The sequence below is a fragment of the Prevotella sp. HCN-7019 genome (genome assembly GCF_037890215.1).
Classification (GTDB): Bacteria; Bacteroidota; Bacteroidia; order Bacteroidales; family Bacteroidaceae; genus Prevotella.
Map to the genome: position 1 here is coordinate 78,500 of NZ_JBBKBO010000005.1, position 21,424 is coordinate 99,923.

A 21,424-nucleotide genomic window follows, 5' to 3' on the forward strand; every position below is an offset into this window, starting at 1 on the left:
GTTCGATATTTAAAACATCATGCACAGACGCCGCCACACGGGCATGCGACTGCTGCAACAACGCTTTATATGTTTAATATCCGCACCAGATGATCAGACGAATCACCTTTCTGTTGACAATACTTACGGCAGCTCTCACGCTCGCCGCACAACCAAAATACGAAGTAAGAGCCGTATGGCTCACAACAATCGGAGGCATAGACTGGCCTCACAGCTATGCCAGTTCCAACTATTCCATAGAACGGCAGAAGGACGAGTTGCGCACCATTCTCGACCGCCTGCAGCGTGCCAATATCAACACAGTACTGCTGCAGACACGCATCAGAGCCACAACCATTTATCCCTCAGAATACGAACCGTGGGACGGATGTCTGTCGGGCAAGCCAGGCAAAAGTCCCGGCTACGACGCGCTGAAGTTCGCCATAGACGAATGCCATCGCCGTGGCATGGAGCTCCACGCATGGGTTGTGGCCATTCCCGTAGGCAAATGGAATGCCACCGGATGCGCAAGGCTGCGCAAACGCCACCCCGGACTCGTAAAGAAGATAGGTGCCGAAGGCTATATGGATCCGGAAAAACCACAGACCGCCGAATATCTGGCTGACCTCTGCGCCGAAATAACAGGCAACTACGATGTGGACGGAATACACCTCGACTACATACGCTATCACGAAACATGGCCAATGAAAGTGTCGCGCAGACAGGGACGTGCCAACATCACAAACATTGTGAGAGCTATAAGCCACAGAGTGAAATCGATAAAACCGTGGGTAAAAATGAGCTGTTCACCGATTGGGAAATACAAGGATCTGAGCCGCTTCAGCAGCTATGGATGGAACGCCTACGAACGTGTATGCCAGGACGCACAGGCATGGCTGCGCGACGGACTTATGGATGCGCTCTTCCCCATGATGTATTTCCGCGGCAACCAGTTCTATCCTTTTGCCCTCGACTGGAGCGAACAGAGCTACGGACGCATCGTGGCACCCGGACTGGGCATCTACTTCATGTCACCCGGTGAGAAGGACTGGCCGCTCTCAGATATCACACGCGAGATGCTCACCCTGCGCCATTATGGTATGGGACATGCCTACTTCCGCAGCAAATTCTTCACTGACAACGTGAAAGGCATCTACGACTTCGCCAAAGAGACATTCAACCGCCACCCTGCCCTCATACCACCAATGACATGGGAGAGCACAACCATTCCTGCAACACCGTCTGCCCTAAGCCGCAAAAAGCACTCCGGAGACGTGGAGATACTGTCGTGGAGACCGGTGGACAAAGACACTACGAAGATAATGTACAACGTATATTGTTCGCGCGAATATCCGGTCAATACCGACGAAGCATGCAATCTGATGATGGCTAGACTGCAGAAGACAAGCATCATCATACCACGCGATCCTTCACGCTACTACGCGGTGACAGCACTCGACCGCTATGGCAACGAAAGTAAACCGCTGCAGGAGAAACACGTACAGAACACAGCGCCGGCAACGAAACTGCCCGACGGACTGCTAAAGTGTGACGGAAAGACTCTCCGTTTACCCGAAAAGAGTAATGTGCTCGACGCATCATTCATTACCATTGAGACACTCCAAGGCCACATCGTGGCCACACGTCCATACAAAGGCAGCACTACCGACGTGAGCCGTCTGCCAGAAGGAATGTACGTGCTACGCTCACTCGGCCGCAAAGGAGTGAGCCATCGACTGGGCCATTTCATCATCCGACGCCACATCACCACGCACTGAAGACCGGTTACGTGACTCTGTTTTTCTACGACGGGCGCCTTGCGTAAATATGCAGAGCGCCCGTCGCCGCTTGAATATTTATACATCCTCAACTCAACGGGAACCGTCTCTACCCATACAAAATGCTATACGACCACAAACAAGCGAGTTTTGAGAGATTGAACCAAACGGCTGTCTGTCAGACATTCGCAAAAAACAAGAACGTCACACATTCCTTACAAGAATACGGAAAATCCTGTCCTGAATTACGGAGAATACATATTCACATCTCCCATACCTCCATACGCGTCCGCCGTGTACGTCATATAACACATCCACTCTACCGTCATCGTAAACTGCCGCAGCCTCATAGAAACAAAAATCCCCGATGCCTGAGGCACCGGGGAATGTCATTATTCACATCAACAATCACTCACCCTTGGTGTTGTCGTTGAATGTTGCCACGCGGTTGAACTCTACCTGCTCGAACAGCTTGTCGGTAGCGCCCATACCCTTTGTGGTGAGGCGGTTTGCCGAGATCTTATACTTCTTAACGAGAGCGTTCTTCACAGCCTCTGCACGAGCTTCAGACAGCTTCTGATTGATCTCTGCAGAGCCTTCCGGTGAAGCGTAACCCTTGATTTCAACCTTTGCTTCCGGATGATTCTTCATGTAGGTTGCGATGAGCTCTATCGGTGCGTACTGTGCTGGATCAATGACGCTCTTGCCCTGACGGAAAAGCACTGTAGGCTGCAGATTGGTAGCCGTTACAGGTCTTACGTATACAGGCTGCTTGCTGTCCTTGCACTCCTGCAGAGCTTTCTCGAGGTCAGCAATTCTGCGATTCTTAGCATCCAGTTCTGCATTCTTAGCATCCAGCTCAGAATCCTTGCCGCTAAGCTCGCCACGCAGACTGTTCACCTGTGCATTGAGAGCGTCGATCTCAGACTGGTCGCGCAGCTCGGCAATCTTGAAGTTGTGAGTTCCGTTGGAATTCTTGAACTTATATACAATACCGGCATTGAGCTGTACTGCCGAACGATTGACATCATATTTCACGCCCTGATAGCCGTTACCGTTGAGCGCATAGATGATGGCCGGCTCGAGATAGAACTGCCACTGCTTGTCCGAACCGAAGTTGAAGGCAAGGTCAACACCCACTTTAGATGTGAGCATGTCGGTCTTGTATTCCTTCGTAGGTGTGCCGAACACGTGTCCCCAGCCAAGGCCGTAAACTGCCGAAACCTCAAAGAGGCGCGGTTCGCCCTTGTATCCACCGAACCAGTTTGTGAGGTTCACTGTTCCGAGGAGCGATGTGTTGAGCGCATTTACTACGGTTCCTGTTGTATAACCGTTGGTGTTCTTGAAGTAAGCATTGCTCTCGACAGCCATTCCGAATACCGGAGTGAAGTTGCGGCCGATGCGGATACCTGCATTAGGCTGGAGGTTCTTGAGCCATCCATGTCCCTTTGTTGCTGTTGCAACACCACCGTTAACGCCGATATAGAAGTTGTCGAATGTCTTGCTTTCTGTTACTGTCTGGGCAGAAACCGACATTGCCATTGCAATAATCGCTGCCAATAAACCAAATCTTTTCATCTCTGTAATAATTTAAATTAATATACAAATAAATACTATCTGTAAAAAGTCTTTACATCACAAAGAAACGAAAATAATGAATACACTCCAAATATAAATGCTATAAAAATACATTTTAATTCAAAAAATAATATAAATGGCAGAACGTACTACACACTGTATGTAAAGGGAGTAGAGAGAAATAGGCGCACATTGTGCAGAAAGCCGGGAAGGAAAAGAGAATAACACAAATGTCCCCGGCAATACTTATGACTGCCGGGGACATTTATCTTTATATCTAATATATCATCCGCCGTGTACGGAACGTACTGTCTGCCGCCACCGTACGGAGGAAATCAGCGGAGCACCACCTTCATGTCGTTCACAATATACATCCCCGGTGCGAGTCCGGAAACATTGGTGCGACCATTCACTCTGCCCGAAAACACGTTCTTGCCGTCAGCTGTGGCCACACGTACATCCACCGGTGATGCTGCAGCAAGGACTATAGTGCGGTCTGACGTACTGATGCTGAGTGCTCCGTTGTTGTCAGAACTCGCACCTCCGATGCCCAATGACGTATTGTCCACAAACACTGCGGCGTTCTTGCTTTGTGCCAGATTGAATATTTCACCGGCCTCCACATTGTTGAGCGGTGAGTAAATCTCAAGACTCGACTTAAGCATGCGTCCGCTTACAAGTGCTTCCACTTCCTCCGGATTGAACGCCGAACGCCAGAAGAACAGTTCGCTCAGCGTACGGCTTACGTCGCTTGAGGCGTCGCCAATGGTCATCTTGCCAGGAGTTAGACGTTCGGCAAGCTCGCCCGACTGACTGTCGTCCACATAGAGTATGATGCGCTTCTGAGCATAGTAATGGGATATCGTCACGGTGTGCCATGCGTCGTCGTCAACAGACACATCGCTTTCTATCTTATTGCCTTTATATGATGTATATCTCACGCGGCCGTCGTCCATGATGTCAATATATCCAATGATGCTTCCGGCTGTATTCTCCACGGTGAAGAGACGGCCGGCACTGCCACCCTTGAAACGGATGCTCACGGTGAAAGGATGCAGAATGTTCTCGCCACGGAACTCTATTACGTCGCCACCCGCAAGTGTTGTCTCACCGCTCATATCGCGCACCGGCTGTGGTTTTCCGTCCTTAAGAGCATCGAACAGCGATGGCTGCATGGCGTAGAAGAACTCGTTGTGGCCGTCGGTTGTAGGGTGACCGTTGTCAGCCATGTAGCCTGTGGCCCACTTGCCGGTACCGTCGTCAATGGCTCCGAGCGTATTGACAGAAGGAACATCCCACTCATGTATCATGAGATTCATGCGTTTTATGTACTTGTAGTCTTCCAGAGTATAGTCGCCACGCGTATAGTTGTTCATAACAACAGGTATCTTTCCGTCGCTGCGCACCTTATTTATTATAGTCTGCATGTTGTTGCTGAACTGCTGCATGAGCGCCTCTTTGTCTGTAGCTTCGTGTATGCCTTCATTTCCCATGGAGAGTCCGATGATGACATAACGGCCGAAGTCGTGGATAAGTTCGTCATAACGGTCGAGCAGGTTCTTCGTGGTGTTTCCGCCTATTGATATGCCGGAGATGTCGAAATCATTGTCGGTCAGTTTAGTCTGATAGCGTTTACGCATCAGGTTTCCGTACAGATAGGCGTAACCATGATTGCCGCTCGCTCCCTGTCCGTTGGCTACGGACGAACCGAAGACCGATATCTTGTACTCGTCGATCGGCGCATCGAGAGCGAACTCATAATTGTTCATGTCGAGCGATACGGTGTATGTGCCACGGTTTAGGCGTATGTTCTCCACGTTGTATCCCTCCGACGGCATAGCCACTTTGGTGCGGCTGCCCGAAAGACGCTTGACTGCCAGTTCATCACTGTTGTTGAATGCAAAATAGAAATACTTGTCGGAGAAAAGATAAACGTAGCCTTCATTCAGATCCACTTCCTGGCTCCATACGCCGTTGCCGGCATATTCTATAGTTGTGCCTGCTGGAACAATATTGCCTTTGACATAAAGTACGAGCGGCGTAACGCTGAACTCGTTCTTACGAGAGTCGTATCTCATGCGTACGACCTGTGTCTCTGTCACTTCCACAGGTGTTCCGTCTTCTGCCAGACTGCCTTCGGCACCACCTGCACCGAGCGTCACTCTCTCACCGTTCACATCGACAGCGCTTATGCTGTATGTGCCCGGCTGCAGACGCAGATATGCCTCGAATATTCCTGTGCGGCCGCTTCCCTGACGCAACTCACGCATGGCCACATCCTTGCCGTCTTCGGAAGCTGTTCCCGTAATGACCATCGACCTGTATTCACGCGGATCAGCCGGACGTTCTCCGCCCTCATATTCTTCTATCTTTATTATATTTACATGAGCCATACCTCTCTCCCGCTTGAACGTGAAGAGTATGTTTCCGTCCTTGTCGGGATAGATGTAATCGCTCACGGCCACATTTCTCACATTGCCCTGTATGGCCTTTCCGTTGGTGTCGAAGCCTCCGATGGTCCGTCCTGTTGTGGTGAGCCATGTGCTCCACGAGCTTTGTCCGTCTACAGTATAGATGCTGTTGCGGTCTGTCGTCTCGTCAACGATGCGGCTGCCGAATATATAGAACTTGTAGCAACGGCTCTTGTCTAGTCCGGAGAAGCGTATCTGACGCTGGTTGTCGTCGTTCACCCACACGTAGTCCTCGGTAGCTGTCTGTATGGCAAGGTCGCCGAGGTTTTCCTCCGTAGGATTGTTCACGCCTCCGGCATCCACTCCGTTTGTCTCCATCATCTGCAGAGTCTCGGCCGTTATGCCTGTTCCGGCATTGTCGGAGTTGACAAGACTGAGTTTCGTTCCCTTCGGTATCTGGTTGCTCGATGCCCTTCCCGAAGTGAGGTTATTCCAATAGTTGCCGTTCCGGTCGGCTCCCACGGTCTGGTGTCCGCGCGAGTTGTTCTCAGTCTCACCAAGGTCTATATACATGCTTTGCGCCAGACGGAGATTAGTGTTAGGACGTTCCAGCCCTTCTATTTCCTCTATCTTCATGGCGTTGACATGCACCATGCCGTTGATGTTTTTCTTTATGATGGTGAAGGTTATGTTTCCGTCCTTATCGGGGAACACCACTCCACTCTCCAATATCTTATTGTTGTTGCCGTTGTAACCGCCGTCACCTATGCCGTCGCCGGACATCTGGTGATATCCGCTCCAACTGTTCTCACCACGGAACAGATATTCCGCCGCGCGCACTTCGTCTGTATTGCGGCTTCCGAAAGCGTGGAAACGGTAGCCCTTGTTCTTGTCAAGACCGCGGAACGTTATGTAATTATAGTTCTGGAACGACTCGAGGAATATGTAATCCTCAGTCGCTGTAGCAACAGCAAGGTCGCCAAGCAGACCGGCCGACGGCGATATAAGACCGCCTCCGCCGTTCAGTCCGTTGGTCATAAAGCGCGTGTTTATGAAGACATTGTATCCGGTCGGCTCGTTATTCGAGTTGACAATGTCGAACGAAGTGTTGGGATAAAGATAATTGTTGCCCGAACTTTTCACATTAGTCCAGTAATGTCCGTTGGCGTCCGCGCCTATTGTCTGATGACCGCGCGAATCGTTATCCGGCTCTCCGAAATCAATGTACATCGTTTGGGTTGTTGTCTGCGCACAGACAGGATTAAGGTACGAGAGCATCATCAATGCCCCGAAAATAAGTTGTGTTTTACGCATGTATAGCAGGTTTTTTGGTTATTGTGATAGTATTAAGTTCCTACAAAGATATTATTTTTTTGTCATTATGACAACATAAAATTGTGATTATCGCCTTTATTTTCTGTTTATGCAGGGTATATATAGCACAATCACAGGCATATACAGCCGACACAACAGCTCATCGGATATTCAATGATGAGAGTTTTATGCATGAAGTAACAGAGTATTCTGTAAAATTTTGTGACATCACGTGGATGGTATGAACCGAAGCAGGCACGTTCCTCATGTGGTGATGAATCCGCGTTACCACAACCGACAAATCACCACCGGAATAGAGGCACGTGCTTTCCATGTATTTTCTAACGCCTAATATCAGTGTTTTTAAAGAAAACCCGGGCGACCGACTTACGAATTTTCTTGACTTTTTTTTGACAAAATAAAATCGCAAAAGAGATGTGGAGGAATGTTAAATCAGACACAATAAAGGCCATATCTGTCCGTACCTCATTGCCACATACACTGTAGTGCAATCCGGAATGGCTCATATGACGTTCTGATTATGCCCGTTTGAGCCTGCGGTTTCGCCCATTTCAGGGTGTGATATTATGCATTTCAGGCCCTGAAACGGGCAATATCACAGGCCGAAATGATGCTTATTGCAGTACAGAGAAATAGCGCGCAAATATAAGTTATTGATGTTCAGCAACTTGCACAATACTCTTATTTTTCGCGTATTTGCGTCCGAAGATGAGTCCGCCCGCAAATTCTCGCTTATTTTTTGGGGTAGAACTGAAAACTCAGACAGAAAAATCATCGGATACTGAAAATCTGTAAGTGGCCAATATTGCTTTCATTTCGACAGAAGAAAACGATACCGATTCGGGATTGAAACTGTGGTTTGTCTGTTGAGACCAATTCATACAGAATCTGTACTGAGCCCACGCCATCGCATGAGAGACGTCTGCCGCACCGCAGGAAACACCGTTCCGGATATAAATGAAAAAGTGTCAGAACATCCATCCGGTACAATACTAATACCGGATGCAGTTCTGACACTGTATTATAATGCCGCATTTGCCGGTGGTTCCGGCCTTATGCGTTAGAGAGGATACACGTTAAACCTTCTCGATCAACTTCATTCCTTCATCCACGGCCTGCATATTGAGCGGGATAAGATCATGATGACGTTCGGGCAAAGTCTTGTAAAGGGCTGAGTTCAGACCGTCGGTGCTCACAACAGGACAAACCTTGAGCAGACCGCCGAGGATAATCATGTTGAACACTTTGGCGTTTTTCATCTCGGCAGACTTCTCCATCGCGTCAATGTGATAGACCGTGATGTCCTTGCGGGTTGGCGGATTGATTATTCCGAAAGAGTCGTATATCAATATGCCACCGGGTTTTACCTTCGGTTCGAACTTGTCGAGAGAAGGCTGATTGAGCACGATTGCCACATCATAGTGGCTGAGAATAGGCGACGAAATGCGCTCGTCGCTCACAATGACAGTCACGTTGGCCGTTCCGCCACGCTGCTCAGGACCGTATGCCGGCATCCATGTGACTTCCTTGCCTTCCATCAGTCCCGAATAAGCCAGTATCTTGCCCATGGACAAAACACCCTGACCACCAAATCCTGATATTATTATTTCTGCTTTCATTCGTTTGTCGTGTCTTTTAAATCACCCTTTGGATATTGTTTGAACATATTCTCTTCCATCCACTGGTTGGCCTTTACAGGTGAGAGTTTCCAGCCGCTGTTGCATGTCGAAACAATCTCTACCAGCGACGAACCCTTGCCGGCCATGGATGCCTCGAAGGCCTTGCGGATGGCTTTCTTGGCCTGACGTATCGCACCGACTGTATGAACACTCTGGCGCGAAACGTAGCAAGTGCCACGAAGAGTAGCCGCAATCTCGGTTATGTTGAGCGGATAACCGTGCAGCTTCGGGTCACGTCCGTAAGGACAGGTGCTTGTCTTCTGACCGATGAGAGTGGTTGGTGCCATCTGTCCTCCGGTCATTCCGTATATGGCGTTGTTGATGAATATTATCGCGATATTCTCACCACGGTTGAGCGCATGTATGGTTTCACACGTTCCGATGCATGCAAGGTCGCCGTCACCCTGATAAGTAAAGACGAGCCGGTCGGGCCATAAGCGCTTGATGGCTGTGGCCAACGCCGGTGCACGACCGTGAGGCGCTTCCTGCCAGTCGATGTCAAGATAACGATAGGCAAACACAGCACAGCCCACCGGACATACTCCGACAGTCTTGTTCTCCATGCCCATCTCCTCGATAACCTCTGCCACCAGCTTGTGCACCACGCCGTGCGAACAACCCGCACAGTAGTGCATCTGGGTGTCATTCATCAGCTTTGGTTTACTGTAAACCAGATTCTCAGGTGATATTATATCATTCATAACAGTTTCTCCTTTATTGCGTTAACCATTTCTTCCGGCTCAGGCACGATGCCGCCAAGACGACCGTAGTGCTCAACCTTCACCGTTCCATTCAATGCCAGACGCACGTCCTCGACCATCTGTCCGGCGTTGATCTCAGCAACAAGCACACCTTTCTTACCGTTGACAACCGAACAAAGAGGTTTCTTCGGGAAAGGCCACAAGGTGATCGGACGGAACAGTCCGGCCTTGATGCCCTGCTGACGTGCCAGTTCGATGGCTTTCTCGGCTATGCGCGCCGCACTTCCGAACGCCACAATAATATAATCGGCATCGTCGGTCATCACTGTCTCATATCTGACTTCATTCTCCTCGATCTCACGATACTTCTCCTGAAGATGGAGGTTGCGCACTTCCATTATTTCAGGTTTCAGTTCGAGCGATGTGAGAATATTGGGCTGACGGTTCGCACCGCGACCTGTCGTAGCCCACGGACATTCTTTCAGAATCTGCTCTTCGGTGCGTCTGGGCTTCTGCGGAGGCAGAACCACCTTCTCCATCATCTGTCCGATGACACCGTCGGAGAGAATCATGGCCGGATTGCGGTACTTGAACGCCAGTTCGAAAGCCAGATCCACGAAGTCGGCCATCTCCTGTACAGAGTTCGGAGCGAGCACGATGACATAATAGTCGCCGTTACCGCCGCCGCGCGTAGCCTGGAAATAGTCGCTCTGTGACGGCTGGATGGTGCCCAGTCCGGGACCTCCGCGCTGCACATTGACAACAACTCCCGGTATCTCCGCGCCCGCCATATAGGATATACCTTCCTGCATGAGCGCCACGCCCGGACTTGACGATGTGGTCATAACGCGCTTGCCGGAGCCTGCTCCGCCGTAAACCATGTTTATGGCAGCCACTTCGCTTTCGGCCTGCACAACCACCATTCCGGTCGTTTCCCAGGGTTTCAGTTCCGACAACGTCTCTATTATCTCGCTCTGAGGAGTTATCGGATAGCCAAAGAAGCCGTCGGCGCCACATCTGATGGCGGCATTAGCGATGGCCTCATTGCCTTTCATGAGTGTTACTTCCTGTTGTGCCATAGTATTCATTCCTCCATTTTTTTCTTGTAAACCGTGATACAACCGTCGGGACAGACAATTCCACACGACGCACATCCGATGCAGTCTTCCGGATTAACCACCTCAACGAATGGATAACCATGCACGTTCACCTTTTTACGTGCCAAAGCAATAACATCCTTCGGGCAGGCTTCCACGCAAAGTGAGCATCCCTTGCACCGGTCGGTATTTACAACAATAGCACCTTTAAATTTTCCCATTGTCTATATTTTTTATTAGGCGGCATGACCATAAACGCCTTACGTTAGTCCCTGCAAGTCGCAAAGGGTATGCCTCCTGGTTTCCGTTCAAGGATTATAGATATCCTTACAATAGAAATTGAGGATATCGTCAATCATCTGTTTTGCCTCAACCGCAGGCGACTGCGGATCAAGTTCGATTGCCTCAAGATAATTGTCGATGGCATGTTTCCAGTCGCCGCGGCGCCGGTATTCATTACCGAGCCTGTAATATTCGTCAGCTGTCACTTATCTGTAATATTCTTTTTTGCCGGCAGCAAGCGTATTCTTCATGAGCGAACATATCGTCATCGGACCTACGCCTCCCGGAACCGGTGTGATGAATGAACATTTCTCAGCCACCTCATCGAACTTCACATCGCCGTTGAGTCTGAATCCGCTCTTGCGCGAAGCGTCCGGCACACGTGTAGTACCGACGTCGATGACAACCGCACCTTCCTTCACCATGTCGGCGGTGACGAAATTCGGCTGTCCGATAGCGGCGATTATGATGTCGGCCTCACGACATTCCTCCTTCAGAGTTTTCGAACGTGAGTGGCATACAGTCACTGTAGAGTCGCCATACTGCTTCTGCATCATGAGCTGGGCCATAGGTTTTCCCACGATGTTGCTGCGTCCGAGAATCACGCATTTCTTGCCCGATGTCTCGATATTATATCTCTGCAACAGCGTCAGTATGCCCAGCGGAGTGGCAGAAATGAAGCAAGGCAGTCCGATAGCCATGCGTCCTACGTTTATCGGATGGAATCCGTCGACATCCTTGCGATAGTCTATCGCCTCGATAATTTTCTGCTCGTCGATGTGCTTCGGAAGCGGAAGCTGCACGATGAATCCGTCAACATCCTCATCCTTGTTGAGTCTGTCGACACATGCGAGAAGCTCATCCTCAGTCACATTGTCCTCATAACGTATGAGAGTAGACTTGAATCCGCACTGCTCGCACGCTATAACCTTGTTCTTGACATAAGTCTCAGAGCCACCGTCATGTCCGACGAGCACTGCTGCCAGATGCGGTTGCTTTCCGCCTCCGGCTACTATATTTTTCACTTCTTCGGCTATTTCGGCTTTTATTGCCGCTGCCGTTGCTTTTCCGTCTATAAGTTGCATAATAAGTATTTAAAATTTAGGCATGCCCTTCATACGGCCCATCATTCCGGCCATCTTCGACATTGAGCTGCCTGTTACCATCTTCATCATCTTGCGAGTCTGGTCGAACTGCTTTATAAGTCGGTTCACATCCTGAATGCTCGTGCCGCTTCCTTTTGCTATACGCATACGTCTGCTCTGGTTGAGAATCTCAGGATTGGAACGCTCTTTCGGCGTCATACTGCGTATGATGGCCTCTATGCCCTTGAAAGCGTTATTGTCTATGTCGACATCTTTCAATGCCTTGCCCACTCCGGGGATCATTGCTGCGAGATCCTTGATGTTTCCCATCTTCTTGATCTGCTCAATCTGACCGAGGAAGTCATTGAAGTCGAACTTGTTCTTCTGTATCTTCTTCTGCAGTCTGCGAGCCTCTTCCTCATCAAACTGTTCCTGTGCACGCTCCACGAGGCTCACGATATCGCCCATACCAAGGATTCGGTCGGCCATACGCGAAGGATGGAACACATCCACGGCGTCCATCTTCTCGCCTGTACCCACGAACTTGATAGGCTTCGTCACAACCGAACGTATAGACAGCGCGGCACCGCCACGTGTGTCACCGTCGAGCTTTGTGAGTACCACTCCGTCGAAATCGAGACGGTCGTTGAATTCCTTAGCCGTGTTAACGGCGTCCTGACCGGTCATCGAGTCAACGACGAACAGTGTCTCGTCCGGGTTGAGTTTATCTTTCAGATTGGCAATCTCGTCCATCATGGCCTCGTCAACGGCCAGACGTCCTGCCGTATCGACGATCACCACGTCGTTGCCTTTGGCCTTCGCCTCGTTTATGGCATGCTGTGCGATCTCCACAACATTGGTGTTGCCCGGTTCTGAATATACAGGTACTCCCACCTGTTCGCCCACAACCTTGAGCTGTTCGATGGCTGCCGGACGGTAAACGTCGCACGCCACGAGCAGCGGTTTGCGGTGCTGCTTCTTGCTCAGCATGTTGGCAAGCTTTCCGCTGAAGGTGGTCTTACCTGAACCTTGCAGACCGCTCATAAGTATTATTGCTGGTTTGCCGGTGAGATGGAGTTCGGCAGCCTCGCCTCCCATGAGTTCGGCAAGTTCGTCGTGTACAATCTTCACCATGAGCTGACTCGGCTTCACAGCGGTCAGCACATTCATTCCCAGCGCTTTCTTTTTCACCTCATCGGTGAAGCTTTTAGCTACTTTGTAATTCACATCGGCATCGAGCAACGCCCTTCTTACGTCCTTAAGAGTCTCGGCTACGTTGATTTCGGTTATCTTACCTTCACCCTTGAGTATCTTGAAGCTGCGTTCAAGCCTGTCGCTTAGATTTTCAAACATATTTATTCTGGTGTTGTTATTTTTTCATTGTTATTTAAGATTTCTGTAACCACCAAGCTCCAAACAGCCCGAGAAATGTTACAGTTGACTACAAAATTAAGTAATTATAATGAGAAAAACCAACGAAACCGAGGTATTTAAAATATTTTAAAACACTGCTGCCGAAATTGCGCACACATATGCTTTCGGTGTGCATAAATGCGGTTCAACTCCCTGCATACATCGTTTTGACCAACTGTTCACATCAGCCGGCCGCATATCGCGATGTTCACGGCCCGATGCCGAACCTCACCACCAGAGGCAGATGGTCGCTGAAACCGTCGAGCCAGCGCGGACCGAGATAGTTGCGGCGCGGTTTAACACCTCCATATTTGTCGTCGTCCTCTATCAGAAACAGCGCATCCTCCACCCTGCAGTCCATAAAACGACGGGCAAGAGCGCGACTCGCCAGCACGTGATCCAGACTGCCCCAGCCTCCGTGATAGCGGTAAGTACCTTTGGCTCCGTTGCGCCCCACGGCACCCTCTGATACATCCTTAAAGCCCGCACCGCAGATTGTGGCGACGCAACCTTTGCCCGGATATTCATTGAAATCGCCTGCAACGATGATGAGCGCATCGGACGACAGTCGCCGGACAGAGTCGGCTACGGCTATCACAGAGCGTGCGACATGTTCGCGATAGCGGTCAGTAAGACGTTCGCCGGACCGTCGGCTCGGCATGTGAGTGACTATCACGTGAAGCGTATCACCGTCTGCCGTCAGCCCGCAGGCATACAGCAGGTCGCGCGTAGGGCGCATTCCTTCCAACGGAGACGGCCGCACGCTGCGATGATTTATCAATGCAAAGGAAAAAGGCGAATACATCAGAGCCACGTCGATGCCGCGTTCGTCAGGCGAATCGGTCATCACATACTCATAGCGGGCACTGCGCAAAAGCGAGCGACGGGTTAGATCGCGCATCACAGTGTCGTTCTCCACCTCGCACAATGCCACAATGTCTGGCAACTGCCATCCGTCCTCTCCTTCGCCACAGGCAATCACAGCCTGCCCGATGTGGTTGAGCTTGCGCCAGTAGCGTGTGCGTGTCCATCGGTAGGCACCTTCGGGCAGAAACTCGGTGTCGTTCTTCAGAGAGTCGTGGGTACAATCAAAGAGATTCTCACAATTGAGTTCCACAAACGTGAGAAAGGACGATAGAAACAGTAACAGAGACACATACATGATTGTTCAGATTATGTATTGGCAATGCCGATGGCAGCAGCAACGGTACCTTGTGCAGCAATATGGCCTCAACAACCGGCATGATAGATTTACAGACAAGCGTAAGGCGGAGACAGAAGACAACTGAAAGAGAACATACAGCCACATTCTGTAGCCACCACCGACGCATATTGTCCTCTACAAATATAGCGAAAAAAACTATGCCTTCGTACTGTTTGCCCATTGTTTTTCAACAAAACAGATTTATTGCGAAGCATAAGAAAGAAACGGCTACGCATCCGTATGCAAAGACAACCGCAAAGGCCGGCCTCAGACATGCGCCACTTCATGAAAAAGACACACCGGAGAGGAGGCGCAACAACAGCCTTATGCCATGCCACAGAAACAAAAAAGCGGCGCCCGCACATATTGTGCGGACGCCGTAGTTTGCGTTATGCGATGACCGGAAGGTCACTGGATTTCAATCTTGTGGCCCTGTTCTTTCTTATCACACTCTTCCTTCTTGGGAAGGCATACAGTCAGAACACCGTCGCTGACGTTTGCCGTTATGTGTTCTCTGTCGACATTGTCGGGCAGTGTGAACGACTGTTTGAATTGTGAATAAGAAAACTCGCGATGCAGGTATTTCCTGTTTTTAGAATCCGACTCGTTTTTCTCGGTCTTCCTCTCCATACCCACTACAAGCTCGTTGTCATCGTCAAGATGCACATCAAAGTCATTTTTGGTCATACCAGGTGCGGCAATCTCAATCTTGTAGTCCTTTTCCTCCTCGACTATATTGACCGACGGAGCCGTCGTACAGGCCTTTATCATCCTGCCGTTGTCAAAGAAATCATTGAACAAATCCGGAAACCAACTCTGATCTGAAAATCTTCTGATAGGCATCATAAATCAATCCTCCTGTTTTTATTTTATGTTACACTATGCTTTCCTGGTGTCCTCCGTTGTCTGGACTTCAGACGCTCACTTATGCATATGCAACAAACGTGCCCGCATGACGCTTTGTCAGCCCCGGTGGCGGAGTTTTTAACACTCGTGCAAACATCGTTAAACATTGCATAGTGTGATTTTAAACATACGTAAACTTTTTTCAACTTACGGCCCTGTTACGGCATGACAACAATGTGACACATTGACACACGGGAGGCGGTTTTGCAAGATAAAATGAATAAATATACAATACAAAAAGTAAAAAATTTTGACAATAAAAATTCGCAAAATAGAAAAGCAGACACAGGGAAAAAGAGACCGAAAAGCCCGAAACGCGAGAACGGAATTGGTGTAGAAAATCACAGCGTCTGCGATAAAGCCTGTTTCACGGTACGAAACGGACTTTATCAGGGCACGAAATGAAGCATTTGACACCCTAATATGGGCTTAATCAAGAGGCGAAACGAACTATATCGCAGGACGAAGAAAAGGCAACCGGCACGCAGTAATGCGCATATCTCTGTATATCAACCATTTACCAATCTTCTCAAAATTCGCGTATTTGCGACCGGTTACGCCTTCGGTTGAAAATATTCGAGCTATGAAGAGTTGACGGTCCCGGCGTGTTACATAAATATACAGAATTCTGCATATTTATGCAATAATGCCAATCGCCGGACAACAGACTCAACTACTGGTGGAGATACGTAGCACAATCAGGCTTCAGACCGTAACAATGCCTCCAGCTCAAGGCGTATTTTCTCCATCCCTTCTATCGCAGCCAAACAGCATTCCTTGAAATCCTGTTCGGAAAGAGAATCTACCTTTGCGGCCGACAATCTGTCGAGTTCGGCAACAACGTCGGCCTTAATCATAGTGAGCACGGGCAAAGCCTTGTGCGATACGCGTGCGGCAGCCTTGCGGTCGCAACCTTCGGCAGCTGCACGCAGGGCATCCTCATGGGTCGTCAGTTCACCATAGAAGCTTGTGAGAATCTCGCGTTCGGCCTCCTCATCGCCTGCGGCAAAAGCCGTGAGCGGTGCGAAGCGACCCTCGTCGGCCTTCGGTCCGGCTGTGGCGGCATCCACCTTGCGACCCGTAACCGACATGATGACACCTGCCAGAGTATCCATATCGAACGGCTTGAACAGGCATGCGTCGAATCCGGCCTCCTCGAGTTGCGGGCGCGCACCCTTGTCGTGAGCGGTCATAGCTACCACGGCCATGTGGGTGCGGTCTATGGAACGAATGAAGTCGGCACCGTTCATCTCGGGCATCTCGATGTCGGTTATCAGTATATCGAACGTAGACGACGCGAGCTGGCGGCGCACTTCCGCTATGCGGTGGCACACCGTAAGATGCCATCTACCGCCGGAAAGCCGCGAGAGCATCTCCGTGAGAAGCTGCAACTGCAGTTTGTCGTCGTCGATGATGATGATGTTAAGACTTTCGCACGGAGGCAGCACAGGCACTTCTTTAGCAAAAGGCTGTTCCGCAGGTTCGTCTGCTGTCTGCGAAACTTCCACCGGAAGTGTGACGAAGAACGTGGTGCCCTGCCCCTTCACAGACTTCAGCGACACATTACCACCAAGCAGACTGACGAGCTCACGAGTGATGGAAAGACCGAGTCCGACGCCCTCTATGCCCTGTGCACCGTCCAGACGTGTGAAGGCATCAAACACGCGGCGGCTCTCCTCCGGCGTCATGCCCTGTCCCGTGTCGGCCACCTTGAGCAGCAGACGGCCGTTGCTCACACCGGCCGTGACGCGCACCTCGCCGACGAATGTGTATTTCAGAGCGTTACTGAGCAGATTGTCCAGTATCTGACGTATGCGGAAAGCGTCGCCCAGACACACGCTGGAACCACAGTCGGACGTGACACAGACAAGCTTCAGTCCCTTCGAATCGGCCTGCGGTCGCATCTCATCCACACAATCGGCCACAAGCTGCGACGGGCGGAAACTTATGTTCTTCACTTCCACACGACCCTTCTCCAACTGATGGTAGTCGAGCAGAGCGCCCACAAGACGCAGCAGATGAGCAGCTGAGTTGCGTATATTCTTCAGATAGAGGGCCGGTTTGCCGCCATCAACATACTCGCCCAATAGCCCGATGAATCCGGAAATGGAGGCCGCGGGGGCCTTTATGTCGTGAGTGATGGTAAGCAACAGTCTCTCACGTTGCTGCAGGAGCTGCTCGCTGCGGTTCTTTGCCTTCTCCAGATTCTCACTATATTCCTTGTCGCGTTGCACGTCGCGACGTATGTTCACGAGCAAGACCACGGCCGAGAGAAGCACCACGGCCGAGAGAAGTATTATCTTGTTCATCACGGCACGGCGCTCGGCCACATCGCGTTCGAAGGATGCCTGAACAGACAAATAGGCGTCGGTGCGTATGTCTTTGAGCAACTGGTCTATGCGCTGGGCAAGCTGTACGCCCACAAGCTGCATGTCTTTCTCACTGCGGTCCATGTCGGCCATTCGTTCGAGCCGGTCTTCTGCCTCAGCCTTCTTTATCTCGGCAAGCACGCCGGCCACCGTATCGCCGATGTTGAGACTGCGCTTCACGCTGTCAGCCTTGAGAGTACCGCGGTTGGAACGCACGCTCACCGTGTCGTTGCGCGACTTGCGGAAAGCGTCGGCCAGACGACCGAAGAAGTTCTTTTTGGTCTTCACCACCTCATACACCGTCTCCCGTTTCTCTCGCAGCTCGGCCCCTTCGGGATGAATGACGAGCGAGTCGCGGCCGGTATGCAGATTGTGCAGCTTGCTGTTTAGATAGGTTCCGCCGCCACTGCGTGACATCACGCCCATCATGGTGCGTGTGTTTTCGCGTTTGCGTTCGAGCAGCAGAACAAGCTGTTCAATCTTCACACGCAGCAGAGAATCAGCGACCAGCGTACTGAGAGTGTCGGCAATGTTCTGCGTGACAGTCACCGAGCGGTCGAACGCAGGCCAACTACCTTCTATGCCGAAATAGACAGAATGCTCGTTGTTGTTCATTTCGAGAAAACTGTAGATAAGACTGTCGGCCACATTGCGTCTTTGCATGAACGTGCGCTCGGCCTCATTCATACTGATGAACGAACGTGTATTGCCATAGACCAGCCATGCGGACAGGCCCAGAATGAACACAACAAATATATACCCCAGGGCTACCTTGAGCGGAACGCTGATTCTTCTCATCTCGTATCGGCTTCTTGTTTACTGTTGCAAAAATAGCAATATAATGAATAACAGCAGCAAAATACGTTATTAAAAAAAGACAATGCCGGCAGAGGAAGGACAAACACGACTGGTAAAAAAGAAAAGTTCCGGCCGTCGACAATGTCAACAACCGGAACCGTCCTCTGCTAATGCTTTCTCAAAACCGTCATGTCAGAAAAATGTTTTTAAATAGTGCCTGATTTCATTCAGCTTACTGCAGAACGATGGTAGCTGGCGCTGTCTGTGCAGTGCTGTCGCTTACGACGCTGCTGTCGGCCGGCACAACCGGGGTTGCTACGCTGTCCGGTTCGTCCTGAAGAGAAACAGGAGCCGATACTGAAGATTCATAACCTGCAAATGCGTTGCTTACTGAAACTACCATTGTTGCTACAAGAGCTGCAAAAAATAACTTTTTCATAATCTTATTGTTTTTAATTTTGTGAATATTATTCTCGTTTATCCGCTAAGTAATAATGCAACGTGCGTGCCAAAACGTGCCAAATAATTGTATCACACTGATAATGAGGATAATACGTAAAATAACAACTAAAAACAATATTGGGGAAAGTGTGGAGATGGTGTGGAAAAATTCCACACCTTTTTGTGGAATCGTCTACAATTCGATGCCGTATTTCTGCATTTTGTTGTAAAGAGTCTTGCGATCTATGGCAAGCAGACGTGCCGTCTTGCTTTTATTGCCTCCCGTAGCACGCAAGGCAGCCTTGATGCGCTGTAGTTCGTCATTCTCATCGCGCAGAGCCATGTTCTCATGATTGACAGGACCAAGCGACTGCGACAGTTCGTCAACACCTATATATTGTCCGCGCGTGAGTAGCGTGGCGCGCTTCACCACATTGTTAAGCTCGCGCAGGTTGCCCGGCCAGTCGTATCGTGCCAGCATCTCGGAGGCTTTGTCGTCAAAGCCGAGCACATTGCGCCCCAGCTCCTCGTTGGCCTGCTTGACGAAAAGGTCTGCAAAGAGGAAAAGGTCATTGCCACGCTCCTTGAGCTCTGGCATGTGGATGGTGAACTCGCTTATACGGTGGTAGAGGTCTTCGCGGAATCCACCGTCAGTGACACGTTCTGCAAGATTTTCATTTGTGGCACAAATAAGGCGGATGTCAACTTCTATTTCCTTTGTCGAACCCAGTGGACGTATGCGCCGTTCCTGCAAGGCACGCAAAAGCTGCACCTGGACATCGTAAGCGAGATTGCCAACTTCGTCAAGGAACAATGTTCCTCCGTCGGCTTCTTCGAAAGCTCCCTTCTTGTCGGTCACGGCGCCTGTGTAGGCACCCTTCACATGTCCGAAGAACTCGGATGCCGCAACATCCTTAGGTATGGCTCCACAATCGATGGCAAGAAATCTCTTGCCGGCCCTACGACTCAACTCATGTATGCGACGGGCAGCGTATTCCTTGCCCGTGCCGCTCGCTCCGAGAATGAGAACGGACATTGGCGTCGGCGCCACGAGCGAGATATATTCATAAAGTTGTTTGGAAGCACGGTCGTTTCCTTCTATATGACGCGGCACCGACTGCGATGCGATCGGTGCAGGAGCGGCTTCTGACACTGGCCTGACTACAGGCTGACGTTTGGCAAGCGCGTCGTTGATTTTCTGAAGAAGGATGTCTGGCTGAAGCGGTTTTGCAATATAGTCGGCAGCCCCCGACTTCATGGCAAGCACAGCATTCTGTACTTCAGCATAACTCGTCATGACGATAAAAGGTATGTCTATGTCGCACTGACGCATCCACTCGAGCAGCACAAGGCCGTCGTGGTCGGGCAGACGCAGGTCGGACAGTATCAAGTCGTATGCGTTACCGGAATCCTGCATCTTTGACTTTGCAGCCGATACGGAACTCACCTTTTCCGAAACAAAACCTTTTCTGCGCAACCACGAATTGATCATCGTGGCAAATGTTATGTCGTCTTCTACAATAAGTATGCTTGCCATGAATTGTTTTTATTATTTTATCTTGTCAATGTCGGGCTTGACATTGTTGCGAATCTTGGTGAGATAGGCTTTCATTCCTTCAGAGTCCTTACTGTCAATGATATTGAGAAGCTCTTTAAGTTCGTCGCGTATTTGTGACACCTGATCGTGGGTGTAAGGATTGAACAGTATCTCCTGTAACAGATAGTCGTCCTCGCCGAGCACTCCACGTGCTATCGACATATGGCGTTTGAACGTTGTACCGGGCGCATCCTGATGCTTCATGACGGCTGCGAATACAAATGTGCTGACGAAAGGAATACTGAGCGAATAGGCCACAGTGCGGTCGTGTTCATCAAAAGTGTAATCGTAGATATTCAGTCCAAGCGAGGCGTAAAGCTTTCTGAAGAAAGATTGCCCCTCAGCACAGCCTTCGCTGATGATTATTGCGTTCTCGTGGCTGAGCTGGCTCAGGTTTGCGAACGTAGGACCGAACATGGGATGGGTTGACACATAAGGATGACCACACTGCTCATAGAATGCCTGCAACCCGGTCTTTACGGACGAAATGTCGCTCAGCATACACTGAGAAGGAAGATAAGGAATGATTTCCTCAAATGCGGGAATAGTGTATTTCACTGTCACAGCATTGATGACCAGTTCTGGAGAAAACTCCCGTATCTCTTCCGGACTGGTGAAACGCCGGCAATTATATGTGAAACGCATGCGGAGAGGATCTTTCTCGTAGACTGCCGTTTCATGACTGAAACTGAGCAGGTCGAGAAAAAAACTTCCCATCTTACCTGCTCCCATTACCAATATTCTCATCGTTGTTCAAAATTACTACATAAA

The 21,424-nt window shown here is 50.2% G+C and carries 16 protein-coding genes; 1 reads left to right on the forward strand and 15 read right to left on the reverse strand.

Annotated features, from left to right (window positions below):
* Nucleotides 1-89 precede the first annotated feature (89 nt).
* Nucleotides 90-1,757, forward strand: coding sequence for a glycoside hydrolase family 10 protein (locus WKT13_RS08380; RefSeq protein ID WP_340323544.1), 1,668 nt, complete (start codon nucleotides 90-92; stop codon nucleotides 1,755-1,757).
* A gap of 408 nt (nucleotides 1,758-2,165) precedes the next feature.
* Here WKT13_RS08380 and WKT13_RS08385 read toward each other — a convergent pair whose 3' ends face one another.
* The 15 genes from WKT13_RS08385 to WKT13_RS08455 form a co-directional block, all read right to left on the reverse strand.
* Nucleotides 2,166-3,335 (reverse strand): OmpA family protein, encoded by a 1,170-nt coding sequence (locus WKT13_RS08385; protein WP_340323545.1) that lies wholly within the window; start codon nucleotides 3,333-3,335, stop codon nucleotides 2,166-2,168.
* Nucleotides 3,336-3,670: 335 nt separating this feature from the next.
* Nucleotides 3,671-7,060, reverse strand: coding sequence for a GDSL-type esterase/lipase family protein (locus tag WKT13_RS08390; protein WP_340323546.1), 3,390 nt, complete (start codon nucleotides 7,058-7,060; stop codon nucleotides 3,671-3,673).
* 1,097 nt (nucleotides 7,061-8,157) lie between these two features.
* Nucleotides 8,158-8,700 carry a 2-oxoacid:acceptor oxidoreductase family protein gene (locus tag WKT13_RS08395; protein ID WP_298618439.1) on the reverse strand — a complete coding sequence of 181 codons (543 nt, stop codon included), beginning with the start codon at nucleotides 8,698-8,700 and terminating at the stop codon, nucleotides 8,158-8,160.
* Nucleotides 8,697-9,461: a thiamine pyrophosphate-dependent enzyme gene (locus WKT13_RS08400; protein WP_340323547.1), complete on the reverse strand. Its 765-nt coding sequence runs from the start codon at nucleotides 9,459-9,461 to the stop codon at nucleotides 8,697-8,699. The genes WKT13_RS08395 and WKT13_RS08400 overlap by 4 nt, the downstream gene beginning before the upstream one ends.
* A complete protein-coding gene (locus tag WKT13_RS08405) occupies nucleotides 9,458-10,540 on the reverse strand; it encodes a 3-methyl-2-oxobutanoate dehydrogenase subunit VorB (RefSeq protein ID WP_340323612.1) in 1,083 nt (360 codons plus the stop codon). The genes WKT13_RS08400 and WKT13_RS08405 overlap by 4 nt, the downstream gene beginning before the upstream one ends.
* A 5-nt stretch (nucleotides 10,541-10,545) precedes the next feature.
* Nucleotides 10,546-10,779, reverse strand: coding sequence for a 4Fe-4S binding protein (locus WKT13_RS08410; protein ID WP_340323548.1), 234 nt, complete (start codon nucleotides 10,777-10,779; stop codon nucleotides 10,546-10,548).
* An 87-nt stretch (nucleotides 10,780-10,866) separates the two neighbouring features.
* The gene (locus WKT13_RS08415; protein WP_298618441.1) at nucleotides 10,867-11,046 is read right to left on the reverse strand and encodes a tetratricopeptide repeat protein; all 180 of its coding nucleotides are present in this window, start codon (nucleotides 11,044-11,046) and stop codon (nucleotides 10,867-10,869) included.
* Nucleotides 11,047-11,925, reverse strand: coding sequence for a bifunctional methylenetetrahydrofolate dehydrogenase/methenyltetrahydrofolate cyclohydrolase FolD (gene folD / locus WKT13_RS08420; RefSeq protein ID WP_340323549.1), 879 nt, complete (start codon nucleotides 11,923-11,925; stop codon nucleotides 11,047-11,049). It abuts the gene before it with no gap.
* Nucleotides 11,926-11,934: 9 nt separating this feature from the next.
* Entirely contained in the window at nucleotides 11,935-13,278 is a 1,344-nt protein-coding gene (gene ffh / locus WKT13_RS08425; RefSeq protein WP_298618443.1) for a signal recognition particle protein, read from the reverse strand.
* Between the two features lie 268 nt (nucleotides 13,279-13,546).
* On the reverse strand, nucleotides 13,547-14,500 hold the full coding sequence (locus WKT13_RS08430) for an endonuclease/exonuclease/phosphatase family protein (protein ID WP_340323550.1): 954 nt from the start codon (nucleotides 14,498-14,500) through the stop codon (nucleotides 13,547-13,549).
* A gap of 450 nt (nucleotides 14,501-14,950) precedes the next feature.
* A complete protein-coding gene (locus WKT13_RS08435; protein WP_340323551.1) occupies nucleotides 14,951-15,388 on the reverse strand; it encodes an Hsp20/alpha crystallin family protein in 438 nt (145 codons plus the stop codon).
* Between the two features lie 758 nt (nucleotides 15,389-16,146).
* Entirely contained in the window at nucleotides 16,147-18,615 is a 2,469-nt protein-coding gene (locus WKT13_RS08440) for a hybrid sensor histidine kinase/response regulator (RefSeq protein ID WP_340323552.1), read from the reverse strand.
* 232 nt (nucleotides 18,616-18,847) lie between these two features.
* Nucleotides 18,848-19,054, reverse strand: a complete 207-nt coding sequence (locus WKT13_RS08445; RefSeq protein ID WP_298618447.1) for a hypothetical protein — start codon at nucleotides 19,052-19,054, stop codon at nucleotides 18,848-18,850.
* A 195-nt stretch (nucleotides 19,055-19,249) separates the two neighbouring features.
* Nucleotides 19,250-20,593, reverse strand: a complete 1,344-nt coding sequence (locus WKT13_RS08450) for a sigma-54-dependent transcriptional regulator (RefSeq protein WP_298618448.1) — start codon at nucleotides 20,591-20,593, stop codon at nucleotides 19,250-19,252.
* A gap of 12 nt (nucleotides 20,594-20,605) precedes the next feature.
* A complete protein-coding gene (locus WKT13_RS08455; protein WP_340323553.1) occupies nucleotides 20,606-21,400 on the reverse strand; it encodes a prephenate dehydrogenase/arogenate dehydrogenase family protein in 795 nt (264 codons plus the stop codon).
* Between the last annotated feature and the right edge of the window lie 24 nt (nucleotides 21,401-21,424).